Below are 14,742 nucleotides of genomic sequence, written 5' to 3'. Positions count from 1 at the left end.
CTCCCGGACACCCGCGCTCCGGGGGTCTCGGGCTGCGCGGACGCGCGCGGCCTCCGTCTTTCACAAGGTCGATGATGTCTCTCTCGCCATTGCTCGATGTCGTGCTCACCGATCCGGCGCTGCGCCGCTCCCTGGACGGCGAGCACACGCTCGTCGGCCCTCCCGCGCTGCGGCCGGTGCTGGCCGCGGTGCTGGCGCGCACCGCGATCGACGGCGCCGCCGTCCTGGCCGTCACGGCCACGGGCCGGGAGGCCGAAGATCTGACCTCGGCGCTGACCAGCCTGCTGGACCCGCACTCGGTGGCGCACTTCCCGGCCTGGGAGACCCTGCCGCACGAGCGGCTCTCGCCGCGCAGCGACACGGTGGGGCAGCGCCTGGCGGTGCTGCGCCGGCTCAAGCACCCCGAACCCGGCGACCCGGCGGGCGGGCAGCTGCGGGTGGTCGTCACCCCGGTACGCGCGGTGCTCCAGCCGATCGTCGCGGGCCTGGGCGACCTGGAGCCGGTCCGGCTGCGCCAGGGCGACGAGGCCGAGCTGGACGAGGTGGTGCGGCGCCTGGTGGAGACCGGGTACGACCGGGTCGACCTGGTGGAGAAGCGCGGCGAGATCGCGGTGCGCGGCGGCATCCTCGACGTGTTCCCGGCCGGCGAGCAGCACCCCCTGCGGGTGGAGTTCTGGGGCGACCAGGTCGAGGAGATCCGCTACTTCAAGGCCGCGGACCAGCGCTCACTGGAGATCGCCCAGGACGGGCTGTGGGCGCCGCCCTGCCGGGAGCTGCTGCTCACCCCGCCGGTGCGGGAGAAGGCGCGGCTGCTGGCGGCCGAGCACCCCGCGCTGGCCGACGTGCTGGACCGGCTGGCCGAGGGCGAGGCCGTGGAGGGCATGGAGACCTTCTCCCCGGTCCTGGCCGAGCACATGGAGCTCCTCGTCGACCTGCTGCCCAAGGGCAGCCGGATGCTGATCTGCGACCCCGAGCGCATCCGCAGCCGGGCGGCGGACCTGGTCAGCACCAGCCAGGAGTTCCTCGAGGCGTCCTGGGTGAACGCGGCGGCGGGCGGCGTCGCGCCGATCGACCTCGGCGAGGCCGCCTACCGGACCCTGGAGGAGATCCGGGACCGGGCCCGTGAGCTGGACCTGCCGTGGTGGCTGACCAGCCCGCTGATGACCGGGGACGACGAGCACGAGAACGTCGTGCTGGACGTCAAGCCGGCCGACGCCTACCGGGGCGACCGGGAGAAGGTCGTCGCCGACGTGCGCCGCTGGCACGACGAGGGCTGGAAGGTGGTGTTCACCAGCGAGGGCCACGGTCCGGCCGAACGGTTCGTGGAGGTGCTGCGCGACGCGGGCGTCCCGGCCTCGCGCCAAGAGGCGGAAGGGTCGGTCCTGGTCACCACCGGGCTGCTGGAGCACGGCTTCCTGTGGTCGGGCGGCGGCGAGGTGAAGCTGGCCGTCCTCACCGAGACCGACCTGTCGGGGCAGAAGTCCTCCACCAAGGACATGCGGCGGATGCCGTCCCGGCGGCGCGGCGGCATCGATCCGCTGCAGCTGTCGGCCGGCGACTACGTGGTGCACGAGCAGCACGGCGTCGGCCGGTACGTGGAGATGGTCTCCCGGACGGTCCAGGGCGCGACCCGCGAGTACCTCATCCTCGAGTACTCCAAGGGCGACCGCCTGTTCGTCCCCACCGACCAGCTGGAGGAGCTCACCCGGTACGTCGGAGGCGAGGCGCCGTCGCTGCACCGGCTGGGCGGCGCGGACTGGCAGAAGGCCAAGTCCCGGGCCCGCAAGGCGGTCAAGCAGATCGCCGGGGAGCTGATCCGGCTGTACTCGGCGCGGATGGCCAGTCCCGGCCATTCCTTCGGCCCGGACACCGTCTGGCAGCGGGAGCTGGAGGACGCGTTCCCCTACACCGAGACCCCCGACCAGCTCGCCGCGATCGAGGAGGTCAAGCAGGACATGGAGAAGCCGGTCCCGATGGACCGGCTGATCTGCGGCGACGTCGGCTACGGCAAGACCGAGATCGCGGTGCGGGCGGCGTTCAAGGCCGTCCAGGACGGCAAGCAGGTCGCGGTGCTGGTGCCGACCACGCTGCTGGTGCAGCAGCACCTGTCGACGTTCACCGAGCGGTTCGCCGCCTTCCCCGTGGTGGTCAAGCCGATCTCCCGGTTCCAGACCGACAAGGAGGTCACCGAGACCCTCCAGGGGCTGGCCGAGGGCAAGGTCGACCTGGTGGTGGGCACGCACCGGCTGCTCAGCCCGTCCACCCGGTTCAAGAACCTGGGCCTGTGCATCATCGACGAGGAGCAGCGCTTCGGCGTCGAGCACAAGGAGGAGCTGAAGCGGCTGCGCACCCAGGTGGACGTGCTGGCGATGTCGGCGACGCCGATCCCGCGGACCCTGGAGATGGGCCTGACCGGCATCCGGGAGATGTCGACGATCCTGACCCCGCCGGAGGAGCGGCATCCCGTCCTGACGTTCGTCGGCCCCTACGACGAGAAGCAGATCGCCGCCGCGATCCGCCGCGAGCTGCTGCGCGAGGGGCAGGTCTTCTTCGTCCACAACCGGGTGAAGTCCATCAACAAGGTGGCCGCGACGCTCAAGGAGCTGGTGCCGGAGGCCCGGGTGGCCACCGCGCACGGCCAGATGAACGAGCAGCAGCTGGAGAAGGTGATGGTCGACTTCTGGGAGAAGAACTACGACGTCCTGGTCGCCACCACGATCGTGGAGTCGGGTCTGGACATCCCGAACGCCAACACCCTCATCGTGGACCGGGCCGACACCTACGGCCTCTCCCAGCTGCACCAGCTGCGCGGCCGGGTCGGCCGGGGCCGGGAGCGCGCGTACGCCTACTTCCTGTACCCGCCGGAGAACCCGCTGTCGGAGACCGCGCACGAGCGGCTGGCGACGATCGCCCAGCACACCGAGGTCGGCGCGGGCATGTTCGTGGCGATGAAGGACCTGGAGATCCGGGGCGCGGGCAACATCCTGGGCGCGGAGCAGTCGGGCCACGTCGCGGGCGTCGGGTTCGACCTGTACGTCCGGATGGTCGGCGAGGCGGTGCGCGAACTGAAGTCCGAGCCTGAGGCGACGATGCCCGAGACCAAGGTCGAGCTCCCGGTGGACGCGCACATCCCGCACGAGTACGTGCCGGGGGAGCGGCTGCGCCTGGAGGCCTACCGGCGCATCGCCGGCATCGCCTCCGACGAGGAGATCCCCGAGGTCCTCGAGGAGCTCAAGGACAGGTTCGGCGCGCCGCCCGTGCCCGTCCTCAACCTGCTGGAGGTCGCCCGGTTCCGGGCCAAGGCCCGGCGGGCGGGGCTCACCGAGGTGGTGCTGCAGGGCAACTTCGTGCGGTTCGCCAAGGCGGGCGGCGAGGACCGCATCCTGCCGGAGTCGCGGCAGGTCCGCATGCAGCGGCTCTACCCCAAGAGCCTGATGAAGCCGGGCCAGATCCTGGTGCCCACGCCCAAGACCGCGCCGATCGGCGGGCGCCCGCTGCGGGACGGCGAGATGTTGCGCTGGGCGACGGAGCTCGTGGAGGCGCTCTTCCTCCAGGAGCCGGGGGTCGTCTCCCAGGCGAAGAGATAAGTAAGGTGTGACGGGTGATACGAAAGATCCTCGTCGTCGCGGCGCTCACCCTCGGCGCGACGGCCTGCGGAGACCAGACGCGCATGGGCGCCGCCGCGACCTTCGGCGACGTCCCGCGGATCAGCGAGGCGGAGCTGAGCGACGCCGTCACCGAGTGGCGGGACTCCTACCGGGCGAATCCGCTCCCCGCCCAGCAGCTCACCCTGGCCGACCCCGAGTCGACGCCGCGCAGCGTGCTCAGCAGGCTCATCGCCATGCGGGTCAGCGAGAAGGCGGCAAGGGACCGCGGCATCGTGGTCACCTCCGCGCAGGTGGACGGTTTCATCGACAAGGTCGCCAGGGAGGGTGGAAGGAACCTCTTCGACCTCTTCACGATCTCCTTCGGGGTCCCGCCGAGCCACAGCCGCGAGTTCGCGCGGATGATCGTCGTCGAGGAAAGGCTCGCGACCGGCGCGAGCTCGGGAGCAGCCGCCAACGAGCAGGTGCACCAGGCCTTGACGCAGACCGCGCAGAAGATGGACATCAAGGTCAACCCGCGGTATGGCGGAGGCTACGCGGACGGCCTGCTCCGGCCGGTGAGAACCTGCCTGTCGCTCATGGAGAACGAGGAGCCGTGCGTCTGATCCTGCTGGCGACCACCCACAGGGTCGCGCCCGGGCTGCTCGCCTGGCGGGCGTGGAGCGTTCTGCGGGACTCCCGGGTGCTGACCGCCGCCGAGGGCCATCCGCAGCTGCCGTTCCTGCGGGAGGCGGGTGTGGCGGTCGAGGTGGTGGAGCCGGATGCCCGTGCGGTGGTCGACGCCGCCCTGCGGGAGGACGTGGTGTGGCTGGCCGCGCCGGACGGAGACGCCGAGTTCGCCGCCCGGGTCGGCGAGCTGGTCGTCGGCGGCCCCGGTGAGGGGCTGGAGGTCGAGATCGTGCACGGCTCCTATGACCTGCCCGGCGCCCGGCTGCTGGACGTGGTCGCGGTGATGGAGCGGCTGCGCCACGACTGCCCGTGGGACCGCAAGCAGACCCATCAGTCGCTCATCCCGTATCTGGTGGAGGAGACCTACGAGACGGCCGACGCGGTCGCCTCGGGTGATTTCACGGCCCTGCGGGAGGAGCTGGGCGATGTGCTCATGCAGGTCGCCTTCCACGCGGTGGTCGCCGCCGAGCGCGGCGAGGACGGCTTCACCATCGACGACGTCGCCGAGGGCATCGTCGACAAGCTCGTCCGGCGCCATCCTCACGTGTTCGGCGAGGTGGACGTCTCCGGCGCCGCCGAGGTCGAGGTGAACTGGGACGCCATCAAGAAGGCGGAGAAGGGCGAACGCGGCCTGCTGGAAGGGGTGCCCTTCTCCCAGCCCGCGCTGCTGGAGGCGGCCCAGCTCGTCCGCCGGGCCCGCAAGGGCGGCGTCCCCGAGGAACTGTTCGCCGACTACGCCGACCGGGCCGGTCCGGCCGAGGACGCGGAACGCGAGCTGCGCGCTTGGTCTACCCGATTCCGGGCAAAAGTGGAGGAATGGGAGCGCCAGAGCCGGGGATGACCCGGATATGAGCGACGCCCGCCCCCGGGGGCCTGCTGGTTATCGGACATCTGTCCGGTCTATGGTGTGCCGCATGGAAGCGGACGGGGGTATCGGCAGAGCCGACGCGGCGAGACGGCTCGCGGGGTACAGCATGCTGGCCGGGCTGCTGGCCGGACTGCTGATGGTGCCGCTCGCCTGGACGGCCGGGGTCGGCGCGCGGGACTCCGCCGACTGGCTGCTCAGCGAACCGGTGGACCTGGACGAGCTGAAGGCGCCGCAGCGCTCCCAGATCCTCGCCGAGGACGGCACGCTCATCGCCACGTTCTACCGGCAGAACCGGGTGGACGTTCCGCTCGACAAGATGGCCCCGGTGGTGAAGCAGGCGGTGCTCGCCATCGAGGACTCCCGGTTCTACGAGCACGGCGCGCTCGACACCCGGGGCACGATGCGCGCCCTCATGTCGAACCTGAACAACGGGGGTGAAGCGGCGCAGGGCGGTTCGGGCATCACCCAGCAGTACGTGAAGAACCTGCTGTACATGAACGCCGAGAGCGAAGAGGAAAAGCAGGAGGCGGTGGAGACCACCACGGGCCGCAAGCTCCGCGAGCTGCGGTACGCGGTCGCCGTCGAGCGCAGGTACCCCAAGGACGAGATCCTGGAGAAGTACCTGAACATCGCCTACTTCGGCGACGGCGCGTACGGGGTCGAGGCCGCGGCCCGCCGGTACTTCTCGGTCTCCGCCTCCAAGCTGACCCTCAACCAGGCGGCGACGCTGGCCGGCATCCTCAAGAACGGCAACTTCTACAACGTGCGGCTGAACGGCGAGGGCGCCCGCAACCGGCGGAACGTCGTCCTGGACCGGATGGCCGAACTCGGCTGGATCACCCCCGAGCAGGCGCGCAAGGAGAAGGACAAACCGCTCGTCCTCAAGCTCACCGAGACCAAGAACGGCTGCACCGAGAGCAAGGCCCCGTTCTTCTGCGACTACGTGCAGCGGGAGATCCTCGACAACCCCATCTTCGGCAAGACGAAGAAGGAGCGGGAGCGGCTGCTGTGGATAGGCGGCCTGAAGATCCGCACCACGCTGGACTGGCGGACCCAGAACGCCGCGCACAAGGCGCTGCTGCGGCACGTCCCGGCCAAGAACAGCGAGAAGAAGGCAGCGGCCCAGGTCCTCGTCGAACCGGGCACCGGTGAGATCAAGGGCATGGACGTGGGCCGGGAGCTGGGCCCCGACGGGGAGCCCGGCAAGACCTGGATCAACTTCGCGGCGGACGCCTCCCACGGCACCAGCGTGGGCATGGCGGCCGGCTCCACCTTCAAGGCGTTCACGCTGGCGGCCGCGTTCGACGAGGACATGCCGATCGGCGAGCGCATCACCGCGCCCGTCGCGTACTCGCCCACCGGGTTCCGCGACTGCAAGGGCAAGGACGTCAGCGACACCACCGCGCTGCGCAACTCCTCCGACGGCGAGGGCGGGCGCAGCTTCAGCCTGCTCACCGGCACCTGGCACTCGGTCAACACCTTCTTCCTCAAGCTGGAGAAGGAGGTGGGCCTGTGCGACACGGTGAAGATGGCCAAGAAGCTGGGCATCCGCCGGGCCGACGGCAAGCCGCTGCAGGAGTACGCCTCCTTCACCCTGGGCTTCAACGACGTCTCCCCGCTGCGGGTCGCCGCCGCCTACGCGGCGTTCGGGGCGCGCGGAAAGTACTGCGAGCCGATCGCCATCAAGCAGATCACCCGCAGCGACGGCAAGAAGCTCAAGGTGCCGTCGGCGAACTGCGAGCAGGTCATCGACAAGGGCGTCGCCGACGCGGTGAACCACGTGATGAGCGGGGTCCTGACCAAGGGCACGGCGCGGGGCCTGAGCCTGGGCCGTCCCGCGGCGGGCAAGACCGGCACGGTGGACAACTACTCCGCGGCCTGGTTCGCCGGGTACACCCCGGAACTCTCCTCGGCCGTCTGGGTGGGCGACCCGCGCGGCGGCTACAAGTACCCGATGACGAACGTGTGCCTGCCGACGCACTGCGGCGGCCCGGTCTACGGCGCGACCATCCCGGGGCCGATCTGGCGCGACACCATGGTGGAGGCGCTGCGGGGGGTCGAGGCCACGGGTTTCCGCAGGCCGCCCTCGTACTTCTTCCGCAAGGGCTCGGGCGAGGACAAGGTGCGTATGCCGGACCTGCGCGGTCTCAAGCCGGACGAGGCGATCGACAAGCTCCGGGCGATGAACATGGACTACCGGATCTCCTCGTCGAAGGAGCACTCCGACCGGTACCCCGAGGGCACCGTCGCCTCGACCGATCCGGCGCCCGGCGCGAGCATCGACCCCGGCGACTCCACCACCGTCGTCCTCACCCTCTCCGAGGGGCCGGAACCGCACGAGGGGCCGCCGCCGCACGAGGAAGGTCCGTTCACGCCCGAGCTGCCCTTCCAGATGACGCCCTTCCAGGTGCCCTTCCTGTCCCGCTGAGCGACCCGGGGACCGTGCGGGACCACCCCGCACGGTCCCCGTGGATCAGTCGCCGACCCGCTCCAGCCCCCAGCGGGTGCGGATCGCCCGGTCCACCATTGCGAACAGCTGGTCGACCAGGATGCCGATGATCAGGATGACGATCATCACCGAGATCATCTCGGCGGTGTCGCTGACCTCGCGTGAGAAGTGCAGCAGCGTGCCGACCGACTGCTTGCCGATGATGACCAGCAGTTCGCCGGCCATCAGGCTGCGCCAGGCGAACGCCCAGCCCTGCTTGAGGCCGGCGACGAACGACGGCAGCGAGGCGGGGATGACGAGATGCCGGTAGCGGGCCAGGCCCGTCAGTCCCATGGTCTTGCCGACGCGCAGCAGGATCGGCGGGGTGTAGTCCACCCCGGCGATGAGCCCGTTGGCGATCGAGGGCGCCGCGCCCAGCACCACGACGAACAGGATCGCGCTCTCGCTCAGCTTGAACAGCAGGATCGCCAGCGGGAACCAGGCGATCGACGGCATCGTCTGCAGGCCGGTGATGAGCGAGCCGAAGGCCCGGCGCAGCACCCAGGACTGGGAGACCAGCGCTCCGGCGACCCCGCCGACCAGCACCGCGAGCGCGAAGCCGATCAGCGCGCGCTTCATGGTCAGGGCGACCGCGGACCAGAAGGTGCCCGTGGTGACGACGTCGAAGAAGACCGGGAGCACGTCGCGCGGCCCCGGCAGCACCCAGGGCTCGCGCCAGCCGCTGAGCACGACCAGCTCCCAGGCCGCCAGCGAGATCAGGACCGCGGTGGCGATCGGCCACAGCGCCGACCAGATCCGCGTCAGCGGGCTCTTCCTGGCGCCCGCGGTCAGCTCCAGCGCGTCCAGGCCGGCGATCTGCCGCTGCAGCCTGCCGCTCTCCTGCCGCTCAAGAACCATGGCGGCTCACCTCCTCCTTGAGCCGGTCGGTGATGGTCGCGGCCAGCGTGGCCACGTCGGGGGAGTCGATGCGGCGGGGCCGCGCGAACTCCACCGGGAACTCCTGGATCACCCGCCCGGGACGGCTGGACAGCAGCACGACCCGGTCGCCGAGCCGCACGGCCTCCCGGACGTTGTGGGTGACGAACAGCACGGTCAGGTTCCGCTCCCGCCAGATGCGCTCCAGCTCGTCGTGGAGCAGGTCGCGGGTCATCGCGTCCAGGGCGCCGAACGGCTCGTCCATGAGCAGGACGGTGGGACGGTCGTCGTTGGCGGATTCGGTGAGGGCCAGGGCGCGGGCCAGCGCCACCCGCTGGCGCATGCCGCCGGACAGCTGGTGCGGGCGCTTCTTCTCGAATCCGGCCAGGTGCACCGAGGCGAGCAGCTCCGACGCGCGCCGCTTGCGCTCGCCGCGCGGGACGCCCCGCTGCCGCAGGGCCAGTTCGAGGTTGCCCGAGACGGTCAGCCACGGGAACAGGGCGGGTTCCTGGAACATCAGGGCCACCCGGGCGTCGCCCAGGTCGATCGTGCCGGCGCCGGCCTTGTCCAGGTCGGCGACGAGGTTGAGCAGGGTGGACTTGCCGCAGCCGGACGCGCCGAGCAGGCAGACGAACTCGCCGGGACGGACGTCCAGCGAGACGTCGTCCAGGGCGAGCAACGCCGACGCACCGGAACCGAATGCTTTGGAGACGCCCGAAAGCCGGACCGCGGTGGCGGTCCGGCTCGCGGGGGCCTGAGCGGCCTTCGTCATGAAGTCTCGACCTCCGGCTTCCCCGCGGCCTTGAGGATCTCGTTGAGGTAGGTCAGGTCGTAGATGCCGTTCAGGTCGACCGGCTCGAGCAGGCCGATCGACTCGGCGTTCTTCGCCCCGGTGACCAGGGAGGAGGGGATCGGGTCGCTGAGGAACTCGATCTCCTTGAAGGCCGAGTCGAGCACCTCCTCGGACAGGGGCTTGCCGGACAGCTTCTCCAGCTGGGCGTTGGCCGCGGTCTTGGCGTCCTCGAGGTTGGCGTTGATGTAGTCGTTCGAGGCGACGGTGCCCTCGACGAGCTTCTTCACCAGGTCGGGGTGCTCCTTGGCGAACTCCTGCCGGACGATGAGGTGGGTGATGACGAACTTGCCGTCGGGCCAGAGTTCCTTCTCGTTGAGGATCTTCTTGGCGCCGGACTCGAGGATCAGCCGGGAGGCGAAGGGCTCGGGCACCCAGGCGCCGTCGATCTCGCCCTGCTTGAAGGTGTCGATGGTCTGGGAGTTCTCCTGGGGCACGACGGAGACGTCGCCGGAGCCGTCCTTGTCGGCGGTCAGGCCCTTGGACTTGAGGTAGGAGCGGATCGCCACGTCCTGGGTGTTGCCCAGCTGCGGAGTGGCGATCTTCTTGCCCTTGAGGTCGTCCAGGCCCTTGACCTTGTCGGGGTCGACGACCAGGGACACACCGCCGGAGGCGGCGCCGCTCACGATCTTGATGGCCTGGCCCTTGGACTTGGCCCAGGCGTTGATCGCCGGGTTGGGTCCGATGAAGGTGGCGTCGACGCCCTTGGCGAAGAGCGCCTCGACGGCGGCGGGGCCGGCGTTGAAGGACTTGGGCTCGAGCTCGACGTCCGAGCCCAGCTTCTCGGCGAAGAGGCCCTTCTCCAGGCCGACCAGCGCGGTGGCGTGGGTGATGTTCGGGAAGAACCCGAGGTTCACGGTGGTCTTGCCGCCGTCGCTGCCGGAGGAGTCGTCACCGCAGGCGGCCAGCGCGGGCAGTCCGATCACCACTGCTGCCATCGCCGCCAGGGCTTTTCTCCTGCTGAGCTTCATCGTTCTCCCGCTCCCGGTCGATATTTTCGACTGATTCGATGTGAAAAGTAGAGCAAGAGGTGACCTAGTAAGTCAACCTGATCGGTAGGAAAAGTGGGTACGGTCGGGTGACGTCGCCGGACGGCGAGCCCTCCGAACCGGCGGGGAAGCGCTTCGGTAGGCTCTGGACGTAACCCCCGTGATGCTGAACAAGGAGCGCGACAGTGTCTGCGATCGAGGCCGTACACGCCAGGGAGATCCTCGACTCCCGCGGTAACCCCACCGTCGAGGTCGAGATCCTGCTCGAAGACGGCACCCAGGCGCAGGCCGCCGTGCCCAGCGGCGCCTCCACCGGCCAGTTCGAGGCCGTCGAGCTGCGTGACGGCGACGAGCGCTACGGAGGCAAGGGCGTCCGCAAGGCCGTCGAGGCCGTCAACGGCGTCATCGCCAAGGAGCTCGTCGGCTACGACGCCGACGACCAGCGCATCATCGACCAGGTCATGATCGACCTGGACGGCACCCCCAACAAGGCCAACCTGGGCGCCAACGCGATCCTGGGCGTCAGCCTCGCGGTGGCCAAGGCCGCGGCCGAGTCCGCCGACCTGCCGCTGTTCCGCTACGTCGGCGGGCCGAACGCGCACGTGCTGCCGGTGCCGATGATGAACATCCTCAACGGCGGCGCGCACGCCGACACCAACGTCGACATCCAGGAGTTCATGATCGCGCCGCTGGGCGCGCCCACGTTCTCCGAGGCGCTGCGCCAGGGCGTGGAGGTCTACCACTCCCTCAAGTCCGTGCTCAAGGGCAAGGGCCTGAACACCGGCCTGGGCGACGAGGGCGGCTTCGCCCCCGACCTGCCCTCCAACCGCGAGGCGCTCGACCTCATCCTGGTCGCCATCGAGAAGGCCGGGCTCACCCCCGGCCGCGACGTGGCGCTCGCCCTGGACGTCGCCGCCACCGAGTTCCACTCCGAGGGCTCCTACACCTTCGAGGGCGTCGGCAAGAGCGCCGAGGAGATGGCCGCCTACTACGCCTCCCTCGTCGCCGACTACCCGCTGGTCTCCATCGAGGACCCGCTGGACGAGAACGACTGGGACGGCTGGAAGGCCCTCACCGACGCCATCGGCGACAAGGTGCAGCTGGTGGGCGACGACCTGTTCGTCACCAACCCCGAGCGCCTGGAGCGCGGCGTCAAGACCTCCACCGCCAACGCGCTGCTGGTGAAGGTCAACCAGATCGGCTCCCTGTCGGAGACCCTCGACGCCGTCGCGCTCGCCCACAACAACGGCTTCAAGTGCATGATGAGCCACCGCTCCGGCGAGACCGAGGACACCACCATCGCCGACCTGGCCGTCGCCACCAACTGCGGCCAGATCAAGACCGGCGCCCCGGCCCGCAGCGACCGCGTCGCCAAGTACAACCAGCTCCTGCGCATCGAGGAACTGCTGGACGACGCCGCCCGCTACGCCGGCGCCGCGGCCTTCCCCCGGTTCGCCTGGGAGGGCTGACATCCCCGGTCGGCGCGGACCCGCCCCCCGTGACCACACGGGGGGCAGGTTCCACCTGACCTCACGCGCCGCGATCCTCGCGGTCGTCGTGTGCGCCATCGCGCTGAGCCTGGCCTACCCGGTGCGCGAGTACGTGGCGCAGCGCAGCCAGATCTCCCAGCTGCAGAAGCGGGAGGCCGCCGTGCGCAGGGACGTGCGGGAGCTCACCGAGAAGAAGGCCAGGCTGGGCGACCCCGAGTACGTCAAGCGCGAAGCCAGGCGCAGGCTGCACTTCTGCGAGCCCGGAGAGCAGTGCTACGTCGTCCTGGACGGACAGGGCGGCACGTCCGAGCAGGAGCAGGCGGCCGGGCCCACCCGAACCCCGCCGTGGTACGAGACCCTGTGGAAGTCCGTGGAGGCGGCGGACCGGCAGGGCTGACGCCGCCGTCCGCGGCGGCCGGTGGCGGGCCATAGACTCGAGGGCGTCCTCCATGCCCGTATTTCAGCACAGGGAGTAACCGCGTCGATGGACGAGCGTGACGTCAAGGCCGTCCAGGCCCAGCTCGGACGGCCGATCCGGGGCGCGGCCGAGGTCGCCCACCGCTGTCCGTGCGGTCTCCCCGACGTGATCGAGACCGCCCCGTACCTGCCGGACGGCTCGCCCTTCCCCACCCTGTACTACCTCACCTGCCCCCGCGCGGCCTCGGCCATCGGGCGGCTGGAGGAGCGCGGCCGGATGAGGGAGATGCAGGCCAGGCTCGCCGAGGACCCCGAGCTGGCCGAGCGGTACCGCGCCGCCGACCGCGACTACCGGGAGCGGCGCGACCGGGCGGCGGCCAAGGAGGGCATGCCCTCGCTGCCCGAGGGCATGCAGACCGCGGGCGGCATGCCCGAACGGGTCAAGTGCCTGCACTCGCTGGTCGCCCACGAGTTGGCGGCCCCCGGAACGAACCCTTTCGGACGCGAGGCGCTGGACGAGCTGCCCGAGTGGTGGCGTTCCGGATGCTGCGTCGATGCGATGATTGTCGACTAGGCACGGCTGTCACCAGCGGCCTCAGGGAGGGGACATGACGCGGGTAGCCGCGATCGACTGCGGGACCAACTCGGTCCGGCTGCTCATCGCCGACATCGTCGACGGCCACATGCGGGACGTCGAACGGGAGATGCGCATCGTCCGCCTCGGGCAAGGAGTGGACGAGACGGGTGAGCTCGCCCCCGAGGCGCTGGAGCGCACCTTCAAGGAGATGCGCGACTACGCCCGGCTCATCGGGCTGCACGGCGCGGAGAAGGTCAGGGTCGTGGCGACCAGCGCCACCCGCGACGCCCGCAACAGGGCCGACTTCGTGTCCGGGGTGAACGAGATCTTCGGGGTGAAGCCCGAGGTCGTCTCCGGTGAGGAGGAGGCCCAGCTCTCCTTCACCGGAGCCACCAGGGAGCTGGCCGTGCTCCGCCCCCTCCGCCCGTACCTGGTCGTCGACATCGGCGGCGGCTCCACCGAGTTCGTGGTGGGCGGCTCCGAGGTCGAGGCCGCCCGCTCCATGAACATCGGCTGTGTGCGGATGACCGAGCGGCACTTCAAGGGCGCCAACCCGCCCTCGCCCGAGCTGATCTCCAACGCGGTCGCCGACATCGACGCCGCGCTGCGCGAGGTCCGCCAGAGCGTCCCGGTCGCCGAGGCCCGCACCCTGGTCGGGCTGGCGGGCTCGGTCACCACGGTCGCCGCGATGAGCATGGGCCTGGAGACCTACGACTCCGAACGCATCCACCTGTCGCGCATCACCGCCGCCCAGGTGCACGAGACCACCCGCAAGCTGCTGCACATGACCCACGAGGAGAGGGCCGCCCTGGGGTTCATGCACCCCGGCCGGGTGGACGTCATCGGGGCCGGCGCGCTCATCCTCGACCGCATCATGCGCGAGTACGGGTTCGGCGCGGTGGTCGTCAGCGAGCACGACATCCTCGACGGCATCGCCTGGAGTCTCGTCTGAGCCCCGCCGGCCCGGGGCCGGCGACGGGTCCGGCGCCGTTCGTCCCTCCCGGCACCGGCTGGCCCGGGGACCCGGCGCTGCCGTCCACCCCGGTCGCGCGGACTCCGGCCGAGGTGGCGGAGCTCGCGGCGCGGGCGCCGGACCTGGCGGAGCTGTGCGCCAGGCAGTCGGTCTGCCGGGCGTGCCCGCGGCTGGTGGACTGGCGGGAGCGGGTCGCGGTGGAGCGTCGCAAGGCGTTCCGGGACGAGGAGTACTGGGGGCGCCCCATCGCCGGGTGGGGGGCGCCGGACCCGGCGATCCTCATCGTCGGTCTCGCCCCGGCCGCGCACGGCGGCAACCGCACGGGCCGTATCTTCACCGGTGACAGGTCGGGGGACTGGCTGTTCGCGTCCCTGCACCGCGTGGGGCTGGCACTCCGGCCCGAGAGCGTACGCGCCGGGGACGGGCAGGAACTGCTGAACACCCGGATGGTCGCCGTCGTACGCTGCGCGCCCCCGGACAACAAGCCGCTGCCGTCCGAACGCGACGCCTGCCGTCCCTGGCTGGCCAGGGAACTCCTCTTCACCCGGCCGAGGGTCATCGTCGCGCTCGGAGGCTTCGCCTGGCAGGCGCTGTGGCCCGCGCTGGCGGAGGCGGGAACGTCCGTGCCGCGCCCGCGCGCGAAGTTCACGCACGGCGCGGAGGTCCGGCTGGAGGAGACCCTGCTGCTCGGCTGCTACCACCCGTCCCAGCAGAACACCTTCACCGGGCGGGTCACGGAGGCGATGCTGGATGAGGTCTTCACCCGGGCCAAGGAGGCCGCGGGGCTCTGAGCGGAGCGCGGCACCGGGGAAGGCATGGGGAAAGGGGCAGGGCCGGGCTCAGCGGACTCGCCGCTGAACGCCCCCGTCAGGCCCTGACCCGTCCCCGCCTCCGGCCCCCGCCGGAGGTGTGACCCCGCTGGACCCTCGTGCGTCACGAG

12 protein-coding genes are annotated in these 14,742 nt (G+C 70.7%); 9 read left to right on the top strand and 3 right to left on the bottom strand.

Annotation, left to right across the window (positions count from 1 at the left end):
* Window positions 1-74 precede the first annotated feature (74 nt).
* From mfd to ABGB12_RS04280, 4 genes are all read left to right on the top strand, one after another.
* On the top strand, window positions 75-3,587 hold the full coding sequence (gene mfd, locus ABGB12_RS04295; RefSeq protein WP_347674760.1) for a transcription-repair coupling factor: 3,513 nt from the start codon (window positions 75-77) through the stop codon (window positions 3,585-3,587).
* A gap of 14 nt (window positions 3,588-3,601) precedes the next feature.
* Window positions 3,602-4,210: a SurA N-terminal domain-containing protein gene (locus tag ABGB12_RS04290; RefSeq protein ID WP_347674759.1), complete on the top strand. Its 609-nt coding sequence runs from the start codon at window positions 3,602-3,604 to the stop codon at window positions 4,208-4,210.
* Entirely contained in the window at window positions 4,201-5,115 is a 915-nt protein-coding gene (locus ABGB12_RS04285; RefSeq protein WP_347674758.1) for a MazG family protein, read from the top strand. Before ABGB12_RS04290 ends, ABGB12_RS04285 begins: the two co-directional genes overlap by 10 nt.
* A 73-nt stretch (window positions 5,116-5,188) precedes the next feature.
* Window positions 5,189-7,570, top strand: a complete 2,382-nt coding sequence (locus tag ABGB12_RS04280; protein WP_347674756.1) for a penicillin-binding protein — start codon at window positions 5,189-5,191, stop codon at window positions 7,568-7,570.
* 45 nt (window positions 7,571-7,615) lie between these two features.
* Here ABGB12_RS04280 and ABGB12_RS04275 read toward each other — a convergent pair whose 3' ends face one another.
* From ABGB12_RS04275 to ABGB12_RS04265, 3 genes are read right to left on the bottom strand one after another with little or no spacing between them, the layout of a single operon-like run.
* The gene (locus ABGB12_RS04275; RefSeq protein ID WP_347674755.1) at window positions 7,616-8,488 is read right to left on the bottom strand and encodes an ABC transporter permease; all 873 of its coding nucleotides are present in this window, start codon (window positions 8,486-8,488) and stop codon (window positions 7,616-7,618) included.
* Complete coding sequence (locus tag ABGB12_RS04270; protein WP_347674753.1) at window positions 8,478-9,278, bottom strand: ABC transporter ATP-binding protein; 801 nt, start codon at window positions 9,276-9,278, stop codon at window positions 8,478-8,480. The genes ABGB12_RS04275 and ABGB12_RS04270 overlap by 11 nt, the downstream gene beginning before the upstream one ends.
* Window positions 9,275-10,327, bottom strand: a complete 1,053-nt coding sequence (locus ABGB12_RS04265) for an ABC transporter substrate-binding protein (RefSeq protein ID WP_347674751.1) — start codon at window positions 10,325-10,327, stop codon at window positions 9,275-9,277. The genes ABGB12_RS04270 and ABGB12_RS04265 overlap by 4 nt, the downstream gene beginning before the upstream one ends.
* Before the next feature lie 203 nt (window positions 10,328-10,530).
* Between ABGB12_RS04265 and eno the strand changes: the two genes are divergently transcribed.
* From eno to ABGB12_RS04240, 5 genes are all read left to right on the top strand, one after another.
* A complete protein-coding gene (gene eno, locus ABGB12_RS04260) occupies window positions 10,531-11,814 on the top strand; it encodes a phosphopyruvate hydratase (protein ID WP_347674750.1) in 1,284 nt (427 codons plus the stop codon).
* Between the two features lie 88 nt (window positions 11,815-11,902).
* Entirely contained in the window at window positions 11,903-12,232 is a 330-nt protein-coding gene (locus tag ABGB12_RS04255) for a septum formation initiator family protein (protein ID WP_347674748.1), read from the top strand.
* An 87-nt stretch (window positions 12,233-12,319) separates the two neighbouring features.
* Window positions 12,320-12,826, top strand: coding sequence for a DUF501 domain-containing protein (locus ABGB12_RS04250; protein ID WP_347674747.1), 507 nt, complete (start codon window positions 12,320-12,322; stop codon window positions 12,824-12,826).
* Window positions 12,827-12,860: 34 nt separating this feature from the next.
* Window positions 12,861-13,781, top strand: a complete 921-nt coding sequence (locus tag ABGB12_RS04245; protein ID WP_347674746.1) for a Ppx/GppA phosphatase family protein — start codon at window positions 12,861-12,863, stop codon at window positions 13,779-13,781.
* Window positions 13,778-14,593: a uracil-DNA glycosylase gene (locus ABGB12_RS04240; RefSeq protein WP_347675041.1), complete on the top strand. Its 816-nt coding sequence runs from the start codon at window positions 13,778-13,780 to the stop codon at window positions 14,591-14,593. Before ABGB12_RS04245 ends, ABGB12_RS04240 begins: the two co-directional genes overlap by 4 nt.
* Window positions 14,594-14,742: the final 149 nt, after the last annotated feature.

This window comes from Actinocorallia sp. B10E7 (assembly GCF_039871655.1).
In the GTDB taxonomy this organism is placed as follows: Bacteria; Actinomycetota; Actinomycetes; order Streptosporangiales; family Streptosporangiaceae; genus Actinocorallia.
Note: the sequence above shows the minus strand (reverse complement) of the source record. Positions and strands in the feature narration are given on the sequence as shown.

Bases quoted from the DNA above. Each gene is read 5' to 3' on its own strand.
- ABGB12_RS04275 (WP_347674755.1), bottom strand. From the start codon at position 8,488: ATGGTTCTTGAGCGGCAGGAGAGCGGCAGGCTGCAGCGGCAGATCGCC.
- ABGB12_RS04270 (WP_347674753.1), bottom strand. From the start codon at position 9,278: ATGACGAAGGCCGCTCAGGCCCCCGCGAGCCGGACCGCCACCGCGGTC.
- ABGB12_RS04280 (WP_347674756.1), top strand. From the start codon at position 5,189: ATGGAAGCGGACGGGGGTATCGGCAGAGCCGACGCGGCGAGACGGCTC.
- mfd (WP_347674760.1), top strand. From the start codon at position 75: ATGTCTCTCTCGCCATTGCTCGATGTCGTGCTCACCGATCCGGCGCTG.
- ABGB12_RS04265 (WP_347674751.1), bottom strand. From the start codon at position 10,327: ATGAAGCTCAGCAGGAGAAAAGCCCTGGCGGCGATGGCAGCAGTGGTG.
- ABGB12_RS04245 (WP_347674746.1), top strand. From the start codon at position 12,861: ATGACGCGGGTAGCCGCGATCGACTGCGGGACCAACTCGGTCCGGCTG.
- ABGB12_RS04250 (WP_347674747.1), top strand. From the start codon at position 12,320: ATGGACGAGCGTGACGTCAAGGCCGTCCAGGCCCAGCTCGGACGGCCG.